We start from the raw sequence: 25144 nt of genomic DNA, 5'->3' as shown, positions 1-25144 counted from the left end.
CGGTAACCTAGTTCAAAATCTCATTAAAATTATGGTCTTAATTTAATTATTAATTTTACACATAAATTATTTTGATAGTGAGGTTTATTTAGGGAAGTACCTGGGTTTGTTTGTTCAGTATTTATAATTATTGTTAATGATTAATCAATAGAAAAATTATTAATAATGATCGATATAATAAAATTTATAAAAATTAGAGACCCATAGAAATTGCAATGGGTTCTCTCGGTAAGTACGTATTAACATTCGAGGAGGCGGATCCTGATGATGTTAAATTAATAGGCGGTAAGGCGTCTAGTCTCGTCCTAATGACCAGGCTTGGATTACCAGTACCTCCTGGCATAATAATAACCACTAGGGCTTGTAGGGAATACTACAATGGAGGCGAGAAACTCCCTGAGGGCTTAATGGATGAAGTAATTAGGGGTGTTAAATACCTTGAGGAGAAGACTGGGTATAAGCTCGGTGATCCTGATAAACCATTACTCGTCAGTGTCAGGTCTGGAGCTGCTGTATCAATGCCAGGCATGATGGACACGGTACTAAATGTAGGACTTAATGATAAGACAGTTTACGGCCTCGCCAAGAGGATTAATAATGACCACGGAGCATACGACGCATATAGGAGATTCCTGGCAATGTTTGGCAGGATAGTATTGGGCATCCCTGAGGAGGAGTTTAACAAGCCGCTTGAGGAGATTAAGCGGAAGTATGGTGTTAAGGAGGACCCGGAAATACCGCTTGAGGGTCTTAAGGAGCTTGTCGAGATTTATAAACAAATATTCATAAGGAGATTTGGTAAGGTATTTGATGACCCATGGGAACAATTAAAGCTTTCGATAGAGGCTGTATTTAAGTCCTGGAATTCACCCAGGGCCAGGTTCTATAGGGAGGCTAATAAAATAACGTCGGAAATTGCTGACTGTACTGCCACAGCAATAGTGACCATGGTGTTTGGCAACGCCGACTGGAGGTCAGCCACTGGTGTCGTATTCTCAAGAGATCCAGCAACCGGCGAGAATAAGCTTTACGGTGAGTACTTGCCCTATGCCCAGGGCGAGGACGTAGTAGCTGGTATAAGGACTCCTAAACCCATTGAGAAGCTTAAGGAGGAGATGCCAGAGGTCTATGAGCAGTTGTATAATGGTGTTAAACTCATTGAGAAGACTAAGAAGGAGGTTCAGGATGTGGAGTTCACGATTGAGAAGGGCAAGCTCTGGTTCCTACAGACAAGGAACGCTAAGATGAATCCACTGGCTGTTTTGAAGACCAGGGTCGACATGTACAAGGAGGGTATGATAACCAAGGAGGAGGCAATAATGGGTGTCAAGCCTGAGTACATACTTCAAATGCTTTATCCGAGGATTGATGAGTCCAAGGCAGGTAAGCCATTGACTAAGGGTATAGCTGCGTCACCAGGTGCTGTGAGTGGACAGGCTGTCTTCGACCCTGATAGGGCTGTGGAGTGGTCCAAGACTGGTAAGCAGGTTATCCTGGTTAGGGAGGAGACGAAGCCTGATGATGTTCACGGCTTCTACGCATCAGTAGGTGTACTAACTAGCAGGGGTGGTGCGACAAGCCACGCAGCAGTCGTGGCTAGGGCAATTGGTAGGCCTGCGGTTGTTGGTGCTGAGGCGTTACAGATTGATTATGGCACCAGGATTGCCAGGGTTGGTGATACGGTTATTAAGGAGGGTGATTGGATAACAATTGATGGATTCACGGGCAGTGTTTACCTGGGTAAGGTACCAACGATAGAACCAAAGCTACCACCTGAATTCTTCGAATTCCTCGATATGGCCGACTCAGTATCCGTGTTCGAGATTAGGGCTAATGCGGATACACCGGATGATGCGGCAATATCCAGGAGATTTGGTGCTAAGGGTATTGGCTTGTTGAGGACTGAGAGGATGTTCAGGGCGCCAGGCAGGCTCGATCTATTCAGGAAGGTAATACTCTCGGATAATCCAGATGAAAGGAGGGAATTGCTTGATCAATTGGCTGAGATGATGAAGAAGGACTTCCTGGAAATATTCGAGATAATGGAGGGTTACCCAATAACAGTTAGGTTGTTCGACCCACCACTCCATGAGTTCCTACCAAACTTCGAGGAATTAGTCACTGAGGTGACTAGGGCTAGAACCCTGGGCAAGCCGGATCCTGAGAAGGAGAGGTTACTCGCCAGGGTTAAGGCGCTGATGGAGGCTAACCCAATGATGGGACATAGGGGCGTTAGGGTTGGCATTACGTACCCAGAGATCTACGCAGCGCAGGTTAAGGCAATACTATCCGCAGCCCTAGAGCTAAAGAGGAGGGGTAAGCATCTTGAGATTCAGATAATGATACCACAGGTTGCCGAGGTTAGGGAACTTGAGATAATAATAAACAATGTTGTCAAGCCCACGGCTGAGGAGGTATTCAAGGCCTATGGCGATAGTATTGAATTTAAGATTGGCACAATGATGGAGACCGTCAGATCATGCCTAACCGCCGACAAGATTGCAAAGGTTGTTGATTTCATGAGCTTTGGAACAAATGACCTAACACAGGCAGTCTTCAGCTTCAGCAGGGATGATGTTGAGAATAAGTTCATGAGCAAGTACCTGGAGCTTGGCGTACTGCCCTACGACCCATTCGTAACAATTGATGAGGAGGGCGTCGCTAAACTCATGAAGGTAGCCATAGATGCTGCCAGGTCCGTAAAGCCAGACATAGAGATTGGAATATGCGGTGAGCATGGTGGTGATCCAGACTCAATAAAGATACTGGCTAAGGTGGTTGGTAGGGGGCTTAACTACTTCAGTGCGTCGCCGTATAGGGTTCCAGTGGCTAGGCTCGTGGCAGCTCAGGAATCATTGAAGATACTAGGAAGAGCACCAAAGATACATATATACTGATCGAACATAAAATTGCAAGGCTCCATTTCAAAATTCTCCTTATACGTTTATAATTAAACAAAATACTAGCAAGTATTGCTATGGATGTCTATTTATTATCATTATTTGTCATTAAATTCAGTTTTATGTCAAATTTATGAATAAATAAGTTTAAAAAGAGACTTACTTTACAGAGAAGCGTATGACCTTGGTAATAACGTTTATGCAGTATGTGCTTTCAATAGTATCGGGGATATTGGTAGGATTCTCACTTGGTCTTATTGGAGGCGGTGGTAGTATATTGGCTGTCCCATTGTTCCTTTACTTCGTTGGTCTTGACACAATACCTGATGCTGCCCACATAGCCATTGGTACGACCGCGCTTGCCGTCGGCCTTAACGCCTACATAAACTCCTACATGCATCTTAAGAAGAAGAACGTGGCACCAAGGGTAGGTGGGATATTCGCCGGCGTAGGCCTTGTTGGCTCATTAATAGGGGCTTATTTGGGCCACATAACACCAGGCACTGACTTACTAACCTACTTCGCAATAGCAATGATTGTACTGGGCATATACATGGCAATTAGGAGGGAGTCAACACAGGCTGGTACTGCTGATGAGGTTAATCACGTAATGAATGCCCTCAAGAAGTGCCCGAGGTTAACAACATTAACAATACTCAAGGTTGCAACCTTCGGCTTCATAGTTGGCCTTGTCAGTGGTTACTTTGGTATTGGTGGTGGCTTCCTAATAGTACCAAGCCTAATGTTCTCAGCTGGGCTCTGCATAACAAGGGCTATTGGAACCAGCTTGTTAAGTGTTGGTACGTTCGGTGTAGCCAGTGGTGCCGAGTACTGGTACTATGGCGATGTACTAATACTCATAGCCTTACTATATGTCGCTGGGGGAGCCGCGGGTGGCTATGCAGGCACTAGCCTAGCTGTTAAGGCCCCTAAGAGGGCACTTAGGATTGCCTATGGAGCAATAATAGTACTAGTCGGCATATACATGCTAATGAGGGTTTATCACGTAATACCATGAGGTTTAATTAATAATTACCTTATTAACATCTGTAAGGAGAAATAAAAGATATAATTACTCTAGTGCCTCATATTAGTAATGAGGATAATTAATTATAATAAACTCATGAATTTCGTTAGTAGTAATCCGCTGTATGAGGTTAGGGAAACCACAGATACCGTTGAGTTATTATTTCATGCACCAAGTGAAGAGGAGGCTGCTGGTACTGAGGTGGTAAGTGACGAAACCAGGCCAGTAATAAGGGTAGTATTTACTAAGAGGGGTGATGAGTTGGTACCCAGGGAAGCTTGGATAGAGAGGGGCAGTGCAAGGCAAAGAATGGGTGTTGATGAGCTTGATACATGGCTTGAGTTCGTTGATATTTACTCATAGTATGTACTTATCAAATTAAGTTTTTAAGTGAAAGCGTATTCTTAGGAATGTGAATTTAGTAAGAATTGGCATTGCATTAACCGTAATTGGAGCGGTAATACTACTGGTGACCAATGCATTCCTGCCTAGGGTGTATAATATCATGCTGAGTACATTGAGTAATGTGACAATAAGTCTCGATGTTTACTCAAGGTACTTAGTACCTGTTTATGTAAATAATCCTGCGTATATCGTGGTCATGCTTAATAATTCATACCCACTATCCGTGTATATATTTGATTCCTTTGGGCACGTATTAACACCATTGAGTTATAGCCATGAACATGGACTTTACCTAATAACATTCCCATTACTTAAGCATGGTAATTACTCACTGGTGTTGTTTAATAATAATCCGGAACCGCTTAATGTATCGCTCTCAGTAACGGCAGTATCACAATACATAGTAGGTAATGCCCTGCTCATAAACCTAGTTATGGATCTTGGAGTAGTGATATTCATACTTGGGGTATTATTAATAGTAATGAGGACATTGTATACTGTTAAATACAGGTTCCTTAATACGAGATAAAAGCTTAAAAGATAGTAATTCATCACGTGGTTAGTGTGAATACTGATGAGCGTGGCATACCTGGTATTGGATACGCTTGGTGTTGTGGCTCTGAATGAGGACGGTGATGTAATAACCAAGGTTATCTATGAGGGTAGTACAGACGAGATAGCCGATAAGGTGAATAGACTTGAGACTGGTGAACCAATTGATGAGGTCATCAAGGTAATAAATGAACTTAGAAATAAGGGAATCACAAAGATTATTGTTGAGAATAGGGAACTAGCCAGGAACTTGGCTAATAGAATCACAGATATTGAGGTTAGATCTGAATTACCAAGTAAGGCTGGAACACTGTATAGGAACAACATTGGTAAATACGTTAAGGAGGTCTTTGGCCTGAATGAGGATGAGTATCTGGCCAGGGTTCATGAAATAACGACGGTGCAGACAAGGCATAAGTTAAGGCAGGTTGCTGAAAAGAGAGACTTGTTCATTGCCCAGGCTATAAGTTCGGTTGATGATCTTGACAAGATACTCAACCTAATAAGTTCAAGGGTTAGGGAGTGGTATGGACTTCACTTCCCAGAACTTGAGGATTTGGTTAAGGACCATGATGAATACATGACATTAGTAACGGAACTAGGGCATAGGAGCAACTTCACTATTGACAATCTCGTGAAACTAGGGCTCACACAGGACAGGGCTAAGAGGATTGCCGAAGCCGCAAGTAAGAGTGTTGGTGCCGAGATGGCTGATTGGGACCTAGAACCCGTAAGAACCTATGCAAAAATATACGTACAACTATCAGACCTCAGGAGTAAATTGTCGCAGTATATTGATGAGGCTATGGTAGAGGTAGCACCGAACATTAGGGAGTTGGTAGGTCCATTATTGGGTGCAAGGCTTATAATGCTTGCAGGAGGCTTGATGAGGCTTGCGTTGCTACCGGCATCAACAATACAGGTACTTGGCGCCGAAAAGGCGTTATTTAGGGCATTAAGAACTGGCGGTAGACCCCCAAAGCATGGTATACTATTCCAATTCCCTGAAATATTTAGGGCCCCAAGGTGGCAACGTGGTAAGATAGCCAGGGCATTGGCTGCGAAGCTGGCAATAGCCGCTAAGGCCGACGCCTTCACGGGCAACTTCATTGCCCCAAGGCTTAAGGAGGACCTCATGAAGAGGGTGCAGGAGGTTAAAACATTGTATGCGAAGCCGCCATTAAGGAAGCCTGAAGCTAAAGCTGCTAGGAAGGCTCCAGAGAAGAGGGGACCTGCAAAGAAGGCTGAGGAGAAGAGGGCTCATGAGAAGAGGGGCAGCCGTAGATAGTCAGTATTAAGATTTATAATCCCTTAAAAATACGCATTCCCAATGTCCTCATTAATACAGGTTGTTGGTGTTAAGGAGCATGAAAAATTCAGGGGTGTTTACTGGGTGTCCTTTGAGGACGGCACAGAGAGGTTGGCTACCATCAACCTAACACCGGGTAAGAGGGTTTATGGCGAGCAATTAATTCAGTGGGAGAGCAAGGAGTACAGGATTTGGAATCCGTATAGATCGAAACTTGCCGCTGCAATCATGAATGGCCTTAAGGTAATGCCCATAACCGAGGGATCACGAATACTATATCTTGGTGCCGCCAGTGGTACTACCGTGAGCCATGTGAGTGATATAGTTGGTAATAAAGGCGTTATTTACTCAGTTGAGTTCTCACCAAGGGTTTTCAGGGAGTTCGTGGAGAAGCTCGTGGATCAGGGTAGGAAGAATGTAATACCAATACTGGCGGATGCCAGGTACCCAGAGCAGTATGTACATATTGTCAAGACTGTTGATATTGCCTACATAGACATTGCACAGCCGTTCCAGGCAAAGATACTTGCCGATAATGCTGACGTTTACGTGAAGAGCCACGGCTACGTAATGCTGGTTATAAAGGCCATGAGTATTGACGTTACCAAGGAACCAAGTGAGACATTTAAGAGGGAAATTGATGTGCTTAAGGATAGGGGTTATGAAATACTTGATACGGTTCACCTGGAGCCTTACGACACGGCACATGCCATGGTCATTGGCAGAAAGACCTCGTAATAATTAGTTACGCAAAAGTTTTAAATAAAATAATATGCATGAATTAATAATAGGTAATGAGTAATGAACTCATAACGCATGTATTGAGCTTCGCAGCAAGTAGGAAAGCTAGGGTACTCTTTGTTGGTGATTCGTCATTATCCTACGACGCGATAATTAGAATACCTAATTACAGTAGTGATAATGAGGAGGGAAAATTCATCATTAAGGTAAAGGGGGATGCGGAGAAGGTAAGTAGGGATGTAATAATAGACTTGATAGTGTTATCAAAGGTCTCGAATTCAACACCAATAATAGTCGGTATTAAGTATGGTGATGAGGAGATGATTGATGGCGTAGCCTATAAAGTACATGGTGTTTACGCGGTGGGCGTTAGGACGTTCAAGAGAATTTTGGATAACGATAGTATTAAGTTCGTGAAGGATAAAGGCATCATAAAGGCTAGTGTGAAGGGTCAATTACTTAGGAAGCTGAGGGAGAATAGGGGCATGAGCCTTGGTGACCTTGCAAAGATGCTTGGTGTTACCAGGAGAACAATATATGAGTATGAGAGAGGATCAATAGAGGCCTCAGAAAGAACTGCTAGAATGCTTGTTAATCTATTTGACGAGGACTTACTCAATAACGTTGATTTAAGGCCTAGTGACAATGATGTGCTTAATGATGTGAAGACTAGGGAGGAGATGGTTGATGACAATATTAGGGAATTACTGCCATCATTTAAATTATACTCATTACTGAAGGCGCATACAAAAGTCGCAGCGCACTCAACAGATGAGTCATACCTTGTTGAGGATAAGAGAAGGCTGAGTAATGAGGTTGTTAATGTGGCTAAGGTACTCGGTGTTGGTTTGGCGTTGATAGAGTCCGATAAACGCGATGTTGAATTCCTGGAATCTAGGAACTAATTAGGTGAGGGATATGAGTGATTATCCAAAGGTGGAGATTAGGGAGGGGTTAGTATCGATAATTGTACCTGACCTATCTAAGTACATTGTTGGTAATAGACCTGAACCTGCTCACGCGCCAGTATTTTATAACCCCAGGATGGAAGTCAACAGATCACTTTCCATTGCTATAATTAACGGCTACGTTAATTACACCGGTAAATCCAATATCATTATTTGTGAACCATTATCCGGCACTGGGGTTAGGGCCATTAGGTATGCCAGAGAGATTAATGGAGTATCTAAGGTTATAGCCAGTGATATTTCCGAGAGGGCCTATGAATTAATAAGAATGAACATAGACAGGAATGGACTAAGCGATATAATTAATGTACATAAGGATGATGCCAATAACCTATTACTACGAATTGCCCGTGAAGGTGGTTGTGACGTAATCGATATAGATCCCTTCGGATCACCACAACCATTCATAGAAAATAGCCTCAGGGCTATTAGGGATCAAGGTCTCCTGTGTGTGACTGCGACTGACGTGGGTGTTTTATCGGGTAAGTACCCGATTAAGTGCGTTAGGCGTTATGGGGCATTACCACAGAAATTCCCCTATAGGTTTGAGGTTGGTATTAGGATACTAATCTCGACAGTGGCGCGATACGCATTATCAATGGATTATGGGATACGCCCATTAATGTCATTTCTAGATGGGCATTACTACAGGGTGTGTATGTTAGTCTTTAAGGATAGAGCCTATGCCTTGGAAACACTTAGGAACATTGGCTATTCCTATTACAGACCAAGCACCCTTCAGAGGGGGTTTATCTCAGGATACCCAATACCAGACGTAAATAGGTATAGATTATCTGGCCCATTGTGGATTGGTAATTTATGGGACGCCGAGTTTCTAATGAATTACTTTATGAAAGGCACTAGGGATTACTTCAGCAGTAGGGCTAGGGAAGTTGCTGGTTTAATAGGGGAGGAGGCATTGGGACCTAACATACCCTATGCGCTCACGACTGAGGTAGGTAGGGACTTGGGACGTGAATTACCCATTAACGATGTTATAAGTATCATAAGGGGACTCGGCTATCAAGCCGTGAGATCCCACTTCCATGTTAAGGGATTTAGGACAAACGCCGACTTACTTAGGATTAAGGAGATTATTATGGGAAAATAGGTAAATAAAGCCTTATACCCTTGAACCCACGTGATAGTAATAGTAATAACGGGCCTACCTGGTTCAGGAAAGACAATAGCGTCAGACGTGGCGAGGGAGCTGGGACTTCCTGTGGTGATCATGGGCGACATAATCAGGGAGGAGGCAATGCGAAGTGGTATTCCTTCATCAATGGCGTCAGTAACACTTAGGTTGAGAGGTGGCACTAGGTATATTGCACATAAGACTTTGGAGAAGGCACCTAGGTCATTAAGCATCGTTGTTATTGATGGAGCCAGGAGCATTAGGGAAATTGAGACGATCGAGGAGACACTATCGACAAAGGTAATATTAATTTACGTTGTTGCGCCATGGAGGTTAAGGTTCGAGAGACTACTAAAGAGGGGTAGGCCTGATGACCCGAGAACAATTGAGGATTTCTTGATGAGAGATCTTAGGGAATTGAAGTATGGACTTGGTGATTTAATAGCCAGGGCTGATTACATACTCGTTAATGATTCATCCGTTGAGGAATTCAAGGAAAAGACCCGAAGAATACTTACATCAATAATGCAGGTTAGTAGATAATCATTTCCTAAAGCCATATTAATAATGAAATTATTTAATAGTGCTTTTCTGGCGCTCAGCAATGTTTCTTAAGGCCGTTAGTAATTCATCAATTGAACTATTAACCACTGCCAACGGTATACGTTCCCTCCTGGCTATTTCAATGCCTAGGTAATCAGGCCTATCAACACCATGCATCACCACTATGGCAGGTCTTAGATTAGTAAATGCAAGCATTGACTTTATGGCTATTAATGGCGATCTACCATACCTAACATTAGTGAATACGGCGGCCCTCTGCGTAGTACTCCCATATAGCTTTAAGTATTCGTGAGATGGCACGTCAAGAACCAACTTCAGACTATCAACCACAGTATACCCATGAATATCCGCATAACCCTCAGGCCCAACAGCCATAATAGCTCCTATGGACTTAATAAACTCATTAATCTCGATGGGTATGTCGAAATCCCTCATGTCAATTATTGCCTCCCAAAACCTCTCACCACCCAACTGCCTACTAAGGATGTATAGTTTCTGACCACCCCTCTCTAACTCATAATCCACCAATGCCTTAACAACCCTCTTAATGAACTGGGAACCAGGCGACTTCCTACGCCCAGACTCATAATCACTGATAACGCTTGGCGAAGTACCAAGCCTAGCGGCTAACTCAGCCTGCGACATTTCAAAGAACTCACGCCATTTCCTAATGCCCTTGCCAGGGTTCTCTGAAAGCACTATGTCACCTGCTATCCTAATCATAATGTCCGTGATAAAACCCTCATACTCGACCATTAAGAAATAGACAAAGGCCTAGTATTTATGCATTTATTAATTTAAGTCATTACTGGGCATTGCTAAGTCTCCGTAAATATATCGTTTTATTCTTTTCCAGGGAAGAACTTATAAAGATATACTTATTCACAACTAAGCGTGTCTTCTCAACAAACGAGTAGTGCATTACAGACAACAGTTGCTGTGGAGAAAATAACAATTACGAAACCACCCCTTGGCTCGCCCATTAGGCGTACTTATACATTCAGGGTTAAGAGGTACGACCCAGAGAAGAGGAGTTATTACTGGCGTGAGTATAAAGTCGAGTTAACAAACCACGAAACGGTGCTTGATGGATTACTAAAGATAAAGTGGAACCAAGATGCAACATTATCATTCAGGTATAGTTGTAGGATGGGTATATGCGGTTCCTGTGGCATGATAATAAATGGCGTACCGAGACTTGCCTGCGAGACTAAGCCGTACGACCTAGGTACTGAGGTAATTACTGTTGAACCATTAAGTAATTTCGAACCAATAAAGGACTTAGCTGCAGACTTCTCGAACTTCTTTGAGAAGCATATATCTGTTAAACCCTGGTTAATTAGGAAGGATGAGACTGAGCAATTCGAGAAATTAGAGACTTACTACCCACAAACGGAGGAACAGCTCGGTGATTACTTAGAGTTCGCGTACTGTATTAAGTGCGGTCTTTGCTATGCGGCTTGCCCAATGGTTTTCCTAAACAAGGATTACTTAGGACCACAGGCCCTTGCCCAGGCATATAGGTGGAGTACTGATAGTAGGGATGAGGGTGCCGTGCTTAGGCTTAAGATAGTTGATGGTGAGAATGGTGTGTGGTCATGCCACTACAGTGGTACCTGCAGTAAGGTTTGCCCTAAGGATGTTGATCCAGCCCTGGCGATAAACCTTTTGAAGAACTGGTTATTAAGTGGTAGGCGTAGGAGGTGATGAGCATGGCACAGCAAAAGACTAAGAGGGTTCCGCCAAAATGGTCTCTTTGGTTTAAGGGGCTTGATGAGTGGTTACTGATCTTCCAGAAGGTCAGTGGTGCAATCCTGATTCTTTACCTACTTGGGCATACACTCGTAATATCCACAGCACTTGGTCTTGGTCATCCTTCACCACTAACATGGAACGCAATAATAGGTACTATAGAGGGACCGGCAATTTATGGACATATACACGTAGGTACGGTAATCGAGTACTTAATAGCGCTGTTGGCGGCGGTACACGGTGCCAATGGGTTTAGGTTAATATTAACGCAGTACTTCGGTGTTGGTCTTCCAAAGCCCGAGAGACACACATTCCCAAGGGCGGTGCCATCAACCAAGAAGCCTGGACAGGCATGGCTTAAGTACATAGCGGTGATCGTCATCATAATATTCCTCATACTAGCAACACTAGTGGCCTTCATATGGTGATGGGCATGGTGAGCGCATCCACATTAAGAAAGTGGCAGTACCTCCTTGGGATAGTGCTTATTGTTGTTGTTGGGATACACCTAGCCTTTAGGTGGCCAAGTTATGAACAATCAATAACATACACAGCCGCAATAAGCCACATACAGGCCTGGGACTTCGCATATGCGGCGGTACTATACATACTGCTGTATGCTGCATTGACTCATGGGCTCATAGGCTTAAGGACCTTATTACTTGAGTTATGGCATTGGAAATACGCCAGAATAACAATTGACGTGACATTAATATTGATTGGTGTATTCGTGGCTATCGTGGGTACAATAGCATTAACAGGTACGATACTAGCCCTCATCCACTGATAATTGTTGCGGTTCCCAATAACTCAATACCTCCTTAAATACATCCCCTATGTTGTTACTCACATTGTACATTACAGCAAGTATGGCGGAGATTAGCGTTAATGTATCCTTTCTTGTTAAATAACCCATATTACCAATCCTAAAGGCCTTGCCCTTAACTTCATCCATACCATCAGAGATAGACACACCTAACTTGTACACGGTCTTCCTGAACTTATCAGGATTAGTATCAGGTGGGTATCTGAACGATAATACAGTTGTCGATCTATAATAATCATTCCTTACAAACGGCTCCAAACCAGCCTTGGTAAGGGCATTGAGTATCGCCTTACCCCTCTCAATGTGCCACTTAATCCAGTTATCAAGGCCAACCTCCCTAATTATGCCCAGAGCCTCCCTGATTGCGAATAGGTAATTAACGGCTGGCGTGAATGGCGTCTCCATCTTCTCACCAAACTTCCTCATTAAATTAATATCGAAGTAAATACTCGAATGGCTTATCGACTCTGCCTTACGATAGGCCTCACTTGATGCTACAGCGATGAACGACATAACGGGGGGCGCCGCAAGGCATTTTTGGCTACTGGATACGGCTACATCAATATCCCAGGGTTCAACTTCGAAGTAATCACCGCCTAATGCCGATACATTATCAACAAGGACTAAGGCACCGTAGGACCTAATCCACTTGGCAACCTTTGGTAAATCCCTAAATACTAGGCCTGGGCTTGTGTCATTATAAACAGTGGCAAGTACATCAATTTGCTTAATTCCCATTGACTCAACTCTAGCCCTTAAATCATCATACGTAGGGGCTACGCCTAAGTCATAGTTTATTTCAATAACCTCGGCACCGACCCTCCTAAGGTGATTAACAAGTCTCCTGCTGAAGCTGCCGAATACGGGCACGAGGACTGTATCCCTCGGTTTAACGAAGTTAAGCACCATGGTTTCAACAGCACCAGTTCCGCTTGCAGTTATTGGGTAAACATCACCACTCGTTCGAAATACATACCTTAAACCCTCAATCACGTCGTTATATAATTTATGGAAGTGAGGAGACCTGTGATCTACAACCCTCATCAAAGCCCTCATAACCCTAGGTGGTATTTGTGACGGCCCTGGAACAGTAAGGAGTGGGTCTGTCGCTAGGTCTAGGTCCACGTGTTCGTAATTATTAGTTATTATTTAAGCTTTATTTATTAAATAAATACATTACACCATATTTGTGAATATTATATATATTTCAATATATCCCAATAAACATCACGTCCAATCATGGAACTCAACCTTAATAAATAATGCCGCAAGACAGTGTTGTGTTGGTAACAAGATTGAGTGTTAAGGGGTTTTATGGAATAAACACTAGTATTGACCTGGGGCCACTAACCATAATAACGGGACCGCCGGGCTCCGGCAAATCAATTATTATTGAATTACTATGGAGGATCTTCAGGGGTATTAGGGATAGGGTGTTCCTTGAGGATTTATCCAGGATTGGGGATGCAAGGGTTGAGGTAACTATAGCATTGGATGATAGGACTAAGAAGAGGCTTGAGGAGGTTGGTTATTCTGGTGATTCTGTAACGATTAGTGTTGGTTTTGATGAGGGTTATGTAAGTGTGGTGAAGATTAACGATAAGGAGGTCCTAGTTGCTGAGTTTAAGAGCGGGGTCAGTAGGGTTAAGTATCCACTTGATGTGGAGGTCATGGATGCATCAGTACTGCTGAATCCTGATGGGTTATCACCCAAGGAACAAGCCCTACAACTCGTTGGTAGTGCCTCCGAGGATTATGAAACAGCCTTATCAGTCATTAAGGTCCTTAGGGATTACCTATCCACAATTGGTGCTTATAGGATAGGGCCATACATAGACTTCAAAGGCCGTGTTAAGAACGTGGATGCTTCATACATGGACTTCATCGGCGAACATGGCGAACACATAGTTGAAACCCTCTCCCAATTATTTACTGACCCGAGGAGGGATTCGGACATTAGGTTCTTGAGGAAGGTTCTTGGTGACCTTGGCCTTAGGAATTTCAGGGCTGGTTGGTATAATGGTGAGTTAGTGCTTTCATACATAGACAGGAGGGGTATTACTCATATTGGTGATGAATTGCCATGCCACGTAAAGACAATTCTTGCATTAATCACGCAGTTGATAGTGGCTAGGAGGCCATCATTAATACTCTTTGAGAATGCGGACTACTGCCTCAGTGAGGGGCTTGGTAACGTAATCACCCGGTTACTGAGTAATTATATTGATGGTAGACAATTAGTAATGGAGGCCAGGAATAAGTGGTTTATTGATGAATTAAGGATGCCGCACGTAGTCCTCTACAACATGGATTAACACTGAATATTTGCCGTCTTAACGAGGTCCCTAAGAATCTCCCTAACCTTGGCCTTATCGGCCTCACTTATAATGTCCCAATTATCAATTATGTACTTAGTGAGTGATATGAAGTCGTTAATCGCTGCCGTGGTCCTGTCAACACTTGGCAATCCAATGAATGACTTACCGCTATCAGTAATCTCATAATACTTCTTAGTACCCTCAACCTTAGCCACCTTAATTAAGCCCTCAGTCTCAAGCTCCTCAAGAGCTGGGTAGACAGAGCCAGGGCTTGGTCTCCAGAAACCCATTGATAATCTCTCAATCTCATCAATAATCTGGGCGCCAGTCATCGGACCCCTATTATTAAGTAGGTATAGTATTAGGTATTTCAATCCTCTCCTCTTTATGAACCACTGCGGTGGTGGTCCGAAGTGACCATGTTCGTGATACATTAATTATCGGATTCAATAATAGTGGGGATTTATTTAACTTATCTCACAAATTTCTTGCATAAGTATGAATAACATAAAGAGTAGTGTCAGAGGCCACGGTGGGTATGGATGGAAATACGGATTAATAGACCTTAGCTCTAACATGAATCCATTAGGAACACCTAAGGAGCTTATTTACCTTATTGAGGAAGCCGTTGAGCAGTCCCATTACTCACACTATCCCACTGAGCTTGGTGACGAGCTAAGGGAGGCGCTGGCTAGTTATGAGGGTATTGATCCCAGTATGACCTATGTATTTAATGGCGCTACGGAGGCACTACAAATGCTCATTATGCATCTAAGACCCAGGCGTGTCGTTATACCCATACCCAATTACAGTGATTATATACGCATATCAAGGCTTGTGAACACCGAAATAGTGCTTACTGAGTACTGGAGCCTTGGTCCACTGAGTGACCTAATCCTGGGTAAGGTGGTGCCTGGTACAGTCTTTGTACTGTCAAATCCTAACTCACCAATGGGTTACTTAATACGCAGTGATGAATTACTGTCACTGACCGAGAAAGTTAGGAGACAGGGTAGTCTCTTGCTTGTTGATGAATCATTCATGGACTTTGTTAAGGATAATCAATCCCTAATTAAGCATGTTGATGAGTATGAAAATATCATTGTAGTTAAGTCCTATACGAAATTCCTTGCAATACCTGGGCTAAGGGTTGGTGCGGTGTACACAAGGATTAATATTGAGGATCTAGTGCCAACGTGGCCCACAAACTCAATAGTTGAGTATGCGGTTTCCAGGTTCATGAATCATGCCCATGAGTTTAGGGAATTAACCGTTAATTATGTTTGTGAGGAGCGAAGGAGGGTGTTTAATGCATTAAGGGGGTTGAATATTAATTACTACGACTCCTCAACTCATTACTTCGTTATTAAGCATCGACCAAGTCTCGGTGATGATCTTCTTAAGCTCAATTTCCTAATTAGGGATCTATCAAACATACCACCATTATCAAAGGGGTACTTCAGGGTTAGTATTAGGAGTGTGGATATTGATAATGAATTCCTAAATGCATTGTCGAAGGTAATACAAATTAAGCATTAGATAGGGCAATGAGTAATGGGTAAGGATGATTTAAGGAGCGAAATCCCAAACCTAGTATCCAGGTTAATCCAGATACCCAGTGTTAATCCACCTGGTTTCACTATCAATGTTGCTGACTTCATAAGGGATTGGTTGAATGAACACGGCTTCACAAGTGAGTTTAGGGAGTATGCTAAGGATAAACCCAACGTAATTGCTAGGGTTGGCAGGAATAAGCCAGTGCTTATCCTGAATGGCCACATGGACGTTGTACCACCAGGTGACGACTCTAAGTGGACTTACTCACCATTCTCAGGGAGGATTGTTGAGGACAGGGTCTATGGTAGAGGCGCTACAGATATGAAGGGTGGCTTGGCCGTGATAATGACCGTATTCGCAGAATTAGCATCAATAATCGAGAAGCAGGGCTCTGGCACGTTGATTTTCTCGGCAACCGCTGATGAGGAGACTGGTGGACATCCAGGTGTCGAGGCCCTGGTTAGGGATAATGTTCTCACTGGTGATGCCGCAATAATCGCGGAACCCTCTGGTAGTTCTAGGTATTACATTGGTGAGAAGGGTCTTTGCCAGGTCAAGTTGGTTACCAGGGGTAGGCCTGCCCACGGTAGTTTACCTGTGCTTGGTGAGAACGCAATAATGAAGTTGGTTAGGGCGATTAACAAGGCTGAGGAGTTGGTCAGTGAGTTTAATAGTGGGATTAAATTACCAAGTGAGTTAGTGGAAGCCATTAAGAACTCTGCCGAGGTTTACCTAGAGGCCGCAAAGGCATCTGGGCTTAACCTAACGCTTAGTGACTTTGAGAGGGTTGTTGGTACTGTGTCCTTTAACCCAGGTGTTATTAATGGTGGTTCTAAGATAAACATGGTTCCTGACTACGCAGAGCTTGAGCTTGATATGAGGATTCCACCTGGAGTATCACCAAACCAGGTAATTAATCACCTAAGGAGCGGGTTGAGCGGTATTGCTGATGTTGAGGTTCTGGATACAAGTGAATCGAATTACACAAGCCCCAGTGAGGGTATTGTTAGGCTTGTTCATGAAGGTATTGAGAGGGTTCTTGGCACAGTGCCGAAGCCAATAATAGTGACGGGAGCCACTGATGGCAGGTATCTAAGGGCTAGGGGAATACCGACTGTTGTTTACGGCCCTGGTGAACTGGCCCTTGCCCATGCGTATAATGAGTACGTCACAGTGAATGACCTATTGAAGACTCATGATGTAATGGTCTATGCAGTGAAGAGATTCTTTGGTGTATAGACATAGCGCAATTGTTAAGTATTTCCTGTCAACCTTAAATGTCATGCCGACAAAATTCCTCTACTGGTGGGATTCATATAAGAGGGAGTTTGATGCCACCGTGGTTAGGATTGATGGTAATAGGGTTTGGCTTGACCAAACGCTCTTCCACCCAAGGAGTGGTGGTGTGGCTAATGATACTGGTAAGTTGATTTGGCAGGGTGAGGAGTACGCGGTTAAGGAGGTGATTAAGGAGGGTGAGGATGCAGTGCATATTCTTGATAAGGAGCCTAGGTTCAGGGTTGGTGATACTATTCACGGAACAATCGATTGGGACAGGAGGTATAGGTTGATGAGGCTTCATACTGCTACGCACATAATTGCGGCCCTTGCCTATAAGGATTATAATGCATTGGTCACTGGTGGCGATATAACGCCAGAGCATGCCAGGGATGATTATAACCTAACCCTAAGTGGCGATGCACTTAGGAAGGCATTTCAGGACTTAATTGCTGAGGCCAATGAGGTGGTTAAGAGGGGTATTCCCGTAAAAATATACTTCCTCAAGAAGGAGGAGGCGCTGAAGATACCTGGCATTGTTAAACTTGCCGAGAGGGAGCCACCACCTGGTGAGGAGTGGAGGATTGTGGAGATTGAGGGCATTGACGTTCAAGCTGATGGTGGGCCTCACGTGGCTAACACGAGGGAGATTGGAGAGATAGTTTTCCTTAAGTCCGAGAGTAGGGGTAAGGATAAGAAGAGGGTTTATTACACGGTAAAGCCCTAAAATTATTTGGTTTTAATTAATCAATTCCTCAATCAATGAAACATCGGGTAATAAATACGTTGAATTATCAATTCTTGGGCATAGTAGTAATGTTGCCCTCTCCTTAATCATTGAGTAAATGTGAGTTTCATAACCAGGTATGTCGAAAGACCATATTATAAGGGCATCCTTATCATCAGTAATAACGAAACTCCTAAGAACATGATTAGTCCTTGGAACATCACTCACATGGATATCCCTAATATCACTAGGTCCTTTATACCTACCTTCGAAGATCATTGACGACATCCCACTCGTTAATCCAAAGACCACATACATCAGAGTTAAAATAACCCAGGGATTTATAAACTTTCTCTAATAAAAAATAGAAATAACACCAATAATTATGCCAAAACAACTAATAATTTATTAATTTCAACGCATTATAAAATAGGGACTACCGCACTTTGGAAGTGCAGACTCGCCGCAGTTATATATACACGACGACTCTGCAAGTCCAAGTCTTGACAAAGCATTACCACCTATGCTCGCATGGTAATCATGCTGTACGTTCTAATCACCGACAATGATAATTTGAAACCCAGAATCTAGCACTAAAATTGGCGTTAATATCATAAATTACTAACATCGTATTTGGATTGGAAGAGTCGCCGTAATTATATAATTACGACGACTCTACACGCCCAAAGCACGGAAAATCAATTATAATAATGTAGTTTCAATTTTGTTTGTTAGATCATTGTTGATATTGCCCAGAAAATAATTAGGGCTATTAGTGTTGGTATTAATGCCTTGGTGATGCTTGTACCGTAGGTTCTGGCGAATATGTAGGCTAGGAATAATGAGCCTATTACTGTGGATGTGAGATTGATTGCGAGTAGCAATGGTTCACTCGTTAATCCCCTATGCATGGTTACTGCTGTTATTGAGTAATTAAATAGGGGTGTCGTGACAGTTATTGCTGTCTGTATTGTACTGATGCAGAAGTAATTCCCACTGAGCAACCAGGTGTCTGTGAATCCCGACCTAATCCTAAAGGCCCTAAGTAGTGCCATGAGTACTGCAGCCTCTATTAACCAACCAATCACCATACCAACTAATGATGTTATTGGCATTACTGTAGTTAGGAGGGAAACCATGCTTGAGATCTCGCTTTGGCTAATTGATACACCCTCACCACTTAATTGTGACTCAACCTGTTGAATTATTATCGGCGTTATCACAGGTATGAGCACGTAGACGATGTATATGTAGGTTGCCATGGCTGCTATTATGAAGCCTGCAATACCCGTAATCCTCAATAACGACTTAGTATTCATTAAGAAATTGAGAAGCAATATGCTTTAATACATTACGGTGATTCACGCCGTCATTAACTCCCTAATTAATATGTCAAGGTTTTCATGAACTTGGGGCACGTCGTACGTCCTCGTTATTACTCCATCACTTATCCTAGAGACCCTGTGGCAATTACCTATTAATTCAAGGTTGTGAGTTACCATTATTATTGTCATGCCAAGCTCCCTATTCAACTTCCTGAATATGTCCATTATCACAGCCGCAGTCTTACTATCCAGGTTGCCAGTGGGTTCATCGGCTAACAAAAGCCTTGGCTTAGCCACGATAGCCCTCGCAATGGCAACCCTCTGCTGCTCACCACCACTAAGCTCACTTGGTCTCTTTCTGGCCTTATCCCTAAGTCCAACCATCTCAAGGGCTTCGAGGGCTAGCTTCCTCCTCTCAAATGAACCAATACCCCTTGCTATTAGCGGTAGTTCCACGTTCTCAAGCACGGTCATCCTGGGTATTAAATAGAATAATTGGAATACAAAACCCACGAACTCATTCCTATACCTATCAAGTTCCGCATTGCTGAGCCTATGCAGCTCATAAGGACCAACCCTCAGGTAACCACTGCTAACCCTGTCCAAACCGCCTATTAGGCTTAGGAGGGTTGTCTTGCCACTACCACTAGGTCCAATGATACATCTAAACTCACCCTCATTTATCTCTAGATTTATTCCTCGAAGCGCAGGGTAATCACCGTAGTACTTCCACACGTCTCTAGCCTCTATGAATGACACGGTGGGTAAGCACAGTCTCTCTTTAAAATACATACTCACCGAGGACTCATATAGCGTAGACTGTAATGTGATTGATACTATAAAGAGAGTATGATTTATAAGAAGATTCGTGGTTTCAAATTCGATGTCGAAAATGATAACTAATAGGTACACACTGGTGATAACGACTATATTACTAGCACTGCTGGTTTTAATACCCTTGGCGTACGCGCAGCAGTACTCAAACACCGCACCGCCCTTTTCAATAGTCAGCATATCCTCAGTACCATCACCGACTATTACCGGCGTCTCCAAGGTCTCAATAACACTAATATACACGGGAGGCTACTATCTATACAACACCGAGTTCTCCCTAACGTCCTGCAGCGGCACTGTGGTTTCCCAGAACCCAGTCTTCATTGGTTGGTTAAATCCTGGACAGGAAGTCACTGTTACCTACCTGATTAACTCAACACTACCTATTAATTGCCAATCCACGCTTGCCATAAGTTGGGGCGCTGAGTATGAGATCTCAGCGAAGGCGCAGGTAACCACCTACATACAGGTGGCTGGCTCGGGTTCAATGAACATAAACTTCCCACTGGTTATTTACGGCTCACCAATAATCACAGCGTACACGAAAACCCAATACTTGGTTAGTAACCTTGTTAATCCAGTAGAGCTTGTGGTGAGTAATAATGGCAGTGGCTCCATTTATAATTTGCAGGTTAACATAGACATTAGTGGAGCTACTTTGGCCGCTGGTTCCAATAGTATTGTAATTGGGACCCTAAACCCAGGTAGTAACTACTCCATGACCCTATACGTATTACCGATCAGCAGTGGCCCCATGACAATCAATGTTGGTTACACAGGCCTTGATCAAAGTGGTAATACGGTAAGTGGGAGTATCTCAATAAGCATGAGCGTGATTGCAGTGTCCTCAAGCCAGGTGATTGTTTACCCAGTCAACTCCTCACTGAGCATTGGCTCTGGTGAACTGGCTATCGGCATTAGGAATGTTAATCCAGTGCCCATTTACAACGTAACCCTAGTGCTTACGTCAATCCAGGGATTAAGCTTAGCTGGTAATACAACCTATGACATTGCAGAGATACCACCTGGAGCGACTGACTATGTTTATGTGCCTATTGCAGTGCCCATATCATCATCCTCAGCATCCATAACATACTCACTAACCTATCAATACACTGGCGGCTACCCAGGCAGTGTTCAAGGTACCATGGCTGTATCCGTACTTAATAAACCATCAATACTAGTCACTGGTTACCAGGTCGCACCAACACCATTAATGATCAGTGAGACTGGTTCCGTGTCCCTAAACTTCGTTAATACAGGGTCAGTACCTGCCTATAACCTAAACATAACCGCAATACCAGGGCCAGGAATTGAATTAATTAGTCAATCAAGCACCTACATGGGCACACTAAACTCCCAGCAATTAAGTGCCGTGGCCTTTAGCTTCACTGTTACGAAGACAATGAACACCACCATAACCTTCCAAATACAATACACCGATCAATTCGGCCAGCAGTACATGCAGTACTATACAGTGCCAATAACCGTGATTAGGAACACAACACTATTCACACAATCAGCCTCTCAACTCGGCTCACAGGGCACTTACTACAGATTCCACAGGGCTAATTACTTCACATACATAATAATTGCATTAGCCGTAGTGGCTGTGGCCTTAATAATTACTGTGGTTTTGATTCTACGTAGTAAGCATGGTGGCAAGTCATGAGGATTACCGACTACTTCAAACTTACATGGAGCGCCGCCTGGGAGCGTAGGGGTAGGACAATAGGCGCCATTGTTGGCATAGTAATAGCCATAGTGGCCCTTGGCCTTGCCATAGGAATGGGGCAGGGCTATAAGACACTGACTACGAGTTTCTTCGAGAGGGTCTTCGGCACAAACACTGTGTTCCTATTCCCAGGGCAGAACTCCCAATTAACGATTACCAGCGTTTATGAGGTTATGAATATACCTCACGTGACCAATGCAATACCCATACTATCCACGGTTGCTAGGGTGGATATTAATGGTCATGAGGTCACAGCCACAATAATAGGGGCCACGGAACAAGAGATAATGCAGCTCTATGGAGTTACCTCACTGAACAATGCAATAATGACTGGCACACCAATACTCACGCCTGGGCTTGCCTTTGTCGGGTATGACGTGGCCTTCACAAGCGCTGGACAGCAGATTGCATATCCTGGGCAGGTAATGGTGATAACGACACCAGGTGGTTCTGAGCTCACATACACAATAGGCGCCATAATGCAACAAAGCGGTATTGGGGTTATTGGCCTGAATCCAAACAATGCCATATTCATTGATGAGAATACCTTCCTATCACAATTCGATCCCTCGGGCATTGTCGGTGGCATAATAGTCTATGTTGACTCACCAAACAACATTAATTACGTCACAAATGAGTTAAAGGCTCTCTTCCCAATGGACCAAGTGCTTAACCTATCAACACTACTATCAAGCATTAACCAATTCTTCACTGTGCTCGAGCTCTTCCTGGCCTTCATAGCCGGCATAAGCTTCGTAATAATCGGCATTTGGATGTTTGACACAATGATGATAAATGTGATTCAAAGGACTAGGGAGTTCGGCATAATGAGAGCAGTGGGCTTCAGCGGAAGGTCAATACCACTACTCCTAATTATTGAGGCCGCGATAATAGCCATAATAGGGTCAGTAATCGGCATCGCGCTACTAATGGCAATTGTTAGTGCCTTCCCAAGTCCATCATCATTCATGGGGCCGGCCTTCGGTGGAGGTCCTGGCAGGGCAACCACCAGGGCAGCCACAGCCGCCACCTCCTCATCATCTATAGTGCTACCCATAATGCTTACGCCGCTGGATTTCGCGGCAATATTCATACTGCCCATAGCCATAAACATAATCGCAGCCCTAGTACCAGCAATAAGGGCCATGAGAATACCGCCAGCCCAGACCCTGCGTTATGAGTGAGGGGTGTTGGCTAGTGGTTTGCCTTAAAAGTAATGTCACAATTTAAGTACGGCTTTCTTGAGTATTGGGTCTGCAATCACGTACTCCTCATTGACCTTCTCCGCAATGCCATGGTCAATTAGTTCCTTGAGTAGCACGTAGAGCGACTTATCATTAATTGGCTTACCCTCTGCAATCTCAAGTGCCGCCTTAAGCTCCCTCCAACTTCTCCTAACGAATAATTCCTTAAGCAATACCCTATACCTAGGACTCCTATTGGTTAGGAAGTTCCTGAGTTCATTAAGTGCCAATGCGATTGCGGGCTCGAGGACCTCCTCAATGGATTGCTTACCCTCAATCACGTATTGATGACCGATGTACGTCAACCAACCAATGACACCATCAAGCTCATTCACAATACGCACGAGGAAATCATCACCGGGCCTGACCCCATACTGCTCAAAGCCCTTCCTTAGGAAGTCCAGGGACTCATCAGGGCTGAGTCTCCTGGTATTCACGAAGTGTATGTACCTGCCGAATAGTGGGGCCTCGGGATCATTAACCCTGAGGAACCTATCCAATACCCCAACCTCGGAGCCTGACAACAGTAATTTCACATACCTCAAATTATCGTATGCATACGCAAGCAGCATATTAAAGTCCACCCAAGTCACCCTACTCAACTCCTGGGCCTCATCAACAGCAATCACCACCGCCCTACCCAATTCAGCGCCAAGGTCATTAATGGCATTGAGCAATTCGCCAATACTCAGCCTACGGGATTCACCCAACCTAATCTCCACATGTATCGGTGATACTCCAACCCTAACCCACCTAACCCTAGATAGGGCGTCCCTAACCTTATCAATTATTGACCTATTCCTGACCAGGAAGTCCTCAAGCCCACGCCTAATTAACTCAATAAGGTCAATCTGCCTAGGCCTCCCCGCGAACCTAACGTCCAGGTAAATGTATGGGCAACCAACCTCATTAAGCGCAACCCTCATCAATGAGGTCTTACCAGTCCTCCTCAAACCCCTGACAACAATTACCTTATCATTAATAACACCATTAATCAAATCCCTCAACTCAGTCTCGAAGTCGTAAAGATCCTCCCTCCTACTCTTAGGCTCAAGGTCAAAAAGCATATACCAGTTACTTACCCTATGGGTAAGTTTATTAATCCAACTATTTCCTTGACCTCAATACGGCACCCAGTATTGCCAGTATCACACCTACGACACCAATTATTATTGCCACAAATGCGAGTGCTCCGGCAATAATAAGTGATGAGGTTACCGATACGCCGATGATGCTGTACTTAATGGTTACTGGCACTGAATAATTATTCACTAGGTATAGGGTGCCCGTGCCTGTTGTCACCGTGTAAGCCACGACATACTGACCATTCGAGTATATAGTCTTAAGTATGCCTGGCACCGTGATGTACGTCTCGAGGGGTTGATTAATAGAATCCGTGTAAACCACGGTCAACACCTTACCAAGGCTCGCGGTACCCACCGTGACATTATCACCTGGGCTTAAGGTGACCGCCATAGTTGCAGGCTTTACCTGCCTAGCAACAACATAAGTACTAACTACAAAAATTACTATGGCAACTATTATTAAAATCACGCCAACTATTAACAAACCCCTCCTCATAATGCCGTAGTCCTAAAACTAATTAATAAGTTTTGTTTCTCAATTTCCCAATATAGCCGGTGCCCTGGGTCTTGAGGCAATACTTAACGAGCTTAGGGCCCTTAGGCAGGACTTCAACGCAATGCTTAATAGAGTTGTGAGTATTGAGGAGGAGTTGAAGAGTCGAGGAGACTAGGAGGGAGTGTTGTTTGGGTGCTTACGTGGAGGGAGGAATTAACACCATTCTTGGTGCTAACGAATTAACCCACCTCTAAAGCCTAGGGTAGTGATTAGCGATATCATTGATAAGGTCCTAATTGGCATAACGACCCTAGAAATACTGGGTTTAATGATAGACTCAACAACGGGCACCCTCGGAAGCACCAT

General features: G+C 43.8%; 27 protein-coding genes. 18 read left to right on the top strand and 9 right to left on the bottom strand.

Features of this window, described 5'->3' with window-relative positions; all coding sequences use genetic code 11:
* Positions 1-215 precede the first annotated feature (215 nt).
* From ppdK to ACP5L5_RS03530, 9 genes are all read left to right on the top strand, one after another.
* The gene (ppdK, locus tag ACP5L5_RS03570) at positions 216-2897 is read left to right on the top strand and encodes a pyruvate, phosphate dikinase (RefSeq protein ID WP_428761661.1); all 2682 of its coding nucleotides are present in this window, start codon (positions 216-218) and stop codon (positions 2895-2897) included.
* A 181-nt stretch (positions 2898-3078) separates the two neighbouring features.
* On the top strand, positions 3079-3918 hold the full coding sequence (locus ACP5L5_RS03565; protein WP_013604686.1) for a sulfite exporter TauE/SafE family protein: 840 nt from the start codon (positions 3079-3081) through the stop codon (positions 3916-3918).
* A gap of 78 nt (positions 3919-3996) precedes the next feature.
* A complete protein-coding gene (locus ACP5L5_RS03560) occupies positions 3997-4290 on the top strand; it encodes a hypothetical protein (RefSeq protein ID WP_428761659.1) in 294 nt (97 codons plus the stop codon).
* A 49-nt stretch (positions 4291-4339) separates the two neighbouring features.
* Entirely contained in the window at positions 4340-4861 is a 522-nt protein-coding gene (locus ACP5L5_RS03555; RefSeq protein ID WP_428761657.1) for a hypothetical protein, read from the top strand.
* A 45-nt stretch (positions 4862-4906) separates the two neighbouring features.
* Positions 4907-6172 carry a C/D box methylation guide ribonucleoprotein complex aNOP56 subunit gene (locus tag ACP5L5_RS03550; RefSeq protein WP_428761655.1) on the top strand — a complete coding sequence of 422 codons (1266 nt, stop codon included), beginning with the start codon at positions 4907-4909 and terminating at the stop codon, positions 6170-6172.
* A 42-nt stretch (positions 6173-6214) separates the two neighbouring features.
* Positions 6215-6931, top strand: a complete 717-nt coding sequence (locus tag ACP5L5_RS03545) for a fibrillarin-like rRNA/tRNA 2'-O-methyltransferase (RefSeq protein WP_428761653.1) — start codon at positions 6215-6217, stop codon at positions 6929-6931.
* 56 nt (positions 6932-6987) lie between these two features.
* Positions 6988-7839, top strand: coding sequence for a helix-turn-helix domain-containing protein (locus ACP5L5_RS03540; protein ID WP_428761651.1), 852 nt, complete (start codon positions 6988-6990; stop codon positions 7837-7839).
* A gap of 13 nt (positions 7840-7852) precedes the next feature.
* A complete protein-coding gene (locus ACP5L5_RS03535; protein ID WP_428761650.1) occupies positions 7853-9013 on the top strand; it encodes a tRNA (guanine-N1)-methyltransferase in 1161 nt (386 codons plus the stop codon).
* Positions 9014-9043: 30 nt separating this feature from the next.
* Positions 9044-9580 (top strand): AAA family ATPase, encoded by a 537-nt coding sequence (locus ACP5L5_RS03530; RefSeq protein WP_013604693.1) that lies wholly within the window; start codon positions 9044-9046, stop codon positions 9578-9580.
* 30 nt (positions 9581-9610) lie between these two features.
* Here ACP5L5_RS03530 and ACP5L5_RS03525 read toward each other — a convergent pair whose 3' ends face one another.
* Positions 9611-10357, bottom strand: coding sequence for a helix-turn-helix domain-containing protein (locus ACP5L5_RS03525; RefSeq protein ID WP_273302772.1), 747 nt, complete (start codon positions 10355-10357; stop codon positions 9611-9613).
* Between the two features lie 138 nt (positions 10358-10495).
* Here ACP5L5_RS03525 and ACP5L5_RS03520 point away from each other — a divergent pair, with 138 nt between their 5' ends.
* Genes ACP5L5_RS03520 through ACP5L5_RS03510 form a run of 3 tightly spaced genes read left to right on the top strand, consistent with a single transcriptional unit; the run spans position 10496 to position 12140 of the window.
* Entirely contained in the window at positions 10496-11308 is an 813-nt protein-coding gene (locus tag ACP5L5_RS03520; RefSeq protein WP_428761648.1) for a succinate dehydrogenase/fumarate reductase iron-sulfur subunit, read from the top strand.
* Entirely contained in the window at positions 11308-11781 is a 474-nt protein-coding gene (locus ACP5L5_RS03515; RefSeq protein WP_048056928.1) for a succinate dehydrogenase, read from the top strand. Before ACP5L5_RS03520 ends, ACP5L5_RS03515 begins: the two co-directional genes overlap by 1 nt.
* Positions 11781-12140, top strand: a complete 360-nt coding sequence (locus ACP5L5_RS03510; RefSeq protein WP_148224700.1) for a hypothetical protein — start codon at positions 11781-11783, stop codon at positions 12138-12140. The genes ACP5L5_RS03515 and ACP5L5_RS03510 overlap by 1 nt, the downstream gene beginning before the upstream one ends.
* Here ACP5L5_RS03510 and ACP5L5_RS03505 read toward each other — a convergent pair.
* Positions 12123-13304, bottom strand: a complete 1182-nt coding sequence (locus ACP5L5_RS03505; protein ID WP_428761645.1) for a pyridoxal-phosphate-dependent aminotransferase family protein — start codon at positions 13302-13304, stop codon at positions 12123-12125. The genes ACP5L5_RS03510 and ACP5L5_RS03505 overlap by 18 nt on opposite strands.
* Positions 13305-13459: 155 nt before the next feature.
* On the opposite strand from ACP5L5_RS03505, the gene ACP5L5_RS03500 reads away from it, so the two are divergent.
* The gene (locus ACP5L5_RS03500) at positions 13460-14494 is read left to right on the top strand and encodes a hypothetical protein (protein ID WP_428761643.1); all 1035 of its coding nucleotides are present in this window, start codon (positions 13460-13462) and stop codon (positions 14492-14494) included.
* Here ACP5L5_RS03500 and ACP5L5_RS03495 read toward each other — a convergent pair.
* The gene (locus ACP5L5_RS03495; protein ID WP_013604700.1) at positions 14491-14931 is read right to left on the bottom strand and encodes a PadR family transcriptional regulator; all 441 of its coding nucleotides are present in this window, start codon (positions 14929-14931) and stop codon (positions 14491-14493) included. The genes ACP5L5_RS03500 and ACP5L5_RS03495 overlap by 4 nt on opposite strands.
* A 64-nt stretch (positions 14932-14995) precedes the next feature.
* Between ACP5L5_RS03495 and ACP5L5_RS03490 the strand changes: the two genes are divergently transcribed.
* From ACP5L5_RS03490 to alaXM, 3 genes are read left to right on the top strand one after another with little or no spacing between them, the layout of a single operon-like run.
* Positions 14996-16036 (top strand): pyridoxal phosphate-dependent aminotransferase, encoded by a 1041-nt coding sequence (locus ACP5L5_RS03490; protein WP_428761642.1) that lies wholly within the window; start codon positions 14996-14998, stop codon positions 16034-16036.
* Positions 16037-16051: 15 nt separating this feature from the next.
* On the top strand, positions 16052-17293 hold the full coding sequence (locus ACP5L5_RS03485; RefSeq protein ID WP_428761640.1) for a M20 family metallopeptidase: 1242 nt from the start codon (positions 16052-16054) through the stop codon (positions 17291-17293).
* A gap of 43 nt (positions 17294-17336) precedes the next feature.
* Positions 17337-18059, top strand: coding sequence for an alanyl-tRNA editing protein AlaXM (gene alaXM, locus ACP5L5_RS03480; protein WP_428761764.1), 723 nt, complete (start codon positions 17337-17339; stop codon positions 18057-18059).
* 12 nt (positions 18060-18071) lie between these two features.
* On the opposite strand, the gene ACP5L5_RS03475 is transcribed toward alaXM, so the two are convergent.
* From ACP5L5_RS03475 to ACP5L5_RS03465, 3 genes are all read right to left on the bottom strand, one after another.
* Positions 18072-18377: a hypothetical protein gene (locus tag ACP5L5_RS03475; RefSeq protein ID WP_428761638.1), complete on the bottom strand. Its 306-nt coding sequence runs from the start codon at positions 18375-18377 to the stop codon at positions 18072-18074.
* A 413-nt stretch (positions 18378-18790) separates the two neighbouring features.
* Positions 18791-19378: a hypothetical protein gene (locus tag ACP5L5_RS03470; protein ID WP_428761636.1), complete on the bottom strand. Its 588-nt coding sequence runs from the start codon at positions 19376-19378 to the stop codon at positions 18791-18793.
* Between the two features lie 42 nt (positions 19379-19420).
* Positions 19421-20176 carry an ABC transporter ATP-binding protein gene (locus tag ACP5L5_RS03465; RefSeq protein ID WP_428761634.1) on the bottom strand — a complete coding sequence of 252 codons (756 nt, stop codon included), beginning with the start codon at positions 20174-20176 and terminating at the stop codon, positions 19421-19423.
* Positions 20177-20267: 91 nt separating this feature from the next.
* Here ACP5L5_RS03465 and ACP5L5_RS03460 point away from each other — a divergent pair, with 91 nt between their 5' ends.
* Together ACP5L5_RS03460 and ACP5L5_RS03455 are read left to right on the top strand one after the other, a co-directional pair.
* Positions 20268-21890 carry a COG1361 S-layer family protein gene (locus ACP5L5_RS03460; protein ID WP_428761632.1) on the top strand — a complete coding sequence of 541 codons (1623 nt, stop codon included), beginning with the start codon at positions 20268-20270 and terminating at the stop codon, positions 21888-21890.
* Complete coding sequence (locus ACP5L5_RS03455; protein WP_428761630.1) at positions 21887-23137, top strand: ABC transporter permease; 1251 nt, start codon at positions 21887-21889, stop codon at positions 23135-23137. Before ACP5L5_RS03460 ends, ACP5L5_RS03455 begins: the two co-directional genes overlap by 4 nt.
* A 35-nt stretch (positions 23138-23172) precedes the next feature.
* Here ACP5L5_RS03455 and ACP5L5_RS03450 read toward each other — a convergent pair whose 3' ends face one another.
* The 3 genes from ACP5L5_RS03450 to ACP5L5_RS03440 form a co-directional block, all read right to left on the bottom strand.
* Positions 23173-24264, bottom strand: a complete 1092-nt coding sequence (locus tag ACP5L5_RS03450; RefSeq protein ID WP_428761628.1) for an AAA family ATPase — start codon at positions 24262-24264, stop codon at positions 23173-23175.
* Between the two features lie 40 nt (positions 24265-24304).
* Complete coding sequence (locus ACP5L5_RS03445; protein WP_428761626.1) at positions 24305-24778, bottom strand: hypothetical protein; 474 nt, start codon at positions 24776-24778, stop codon at positions 24305-24307.
* A gap of 231 nt (positions 24779-25009) precedes the next feature.
* Complete coding sequence (locus ACP5L5_RS03440) at positions 25010-25144, bottom strand: hypothetical protein (RefSeq protein WP_428761624.1); 135 nt, start codon at positions 25142-25144, stop codon at positions 25010-25012.

This window comes from Vulcanisaeta sp. (genome assembly GCF_049966235.1).
Lineage (GTDB): Archaea > Thermoproteota > Thermoprotei > Thermoproteales > Thermocladiaceae > Vulcanisaeta > Vulcanisaeta moutnovskia.
The sequence above is the reverse complement of the archived record's forward strand: the minus strand, read 5'-3'. Positions and strand labels throughout refer to the sequence as shown.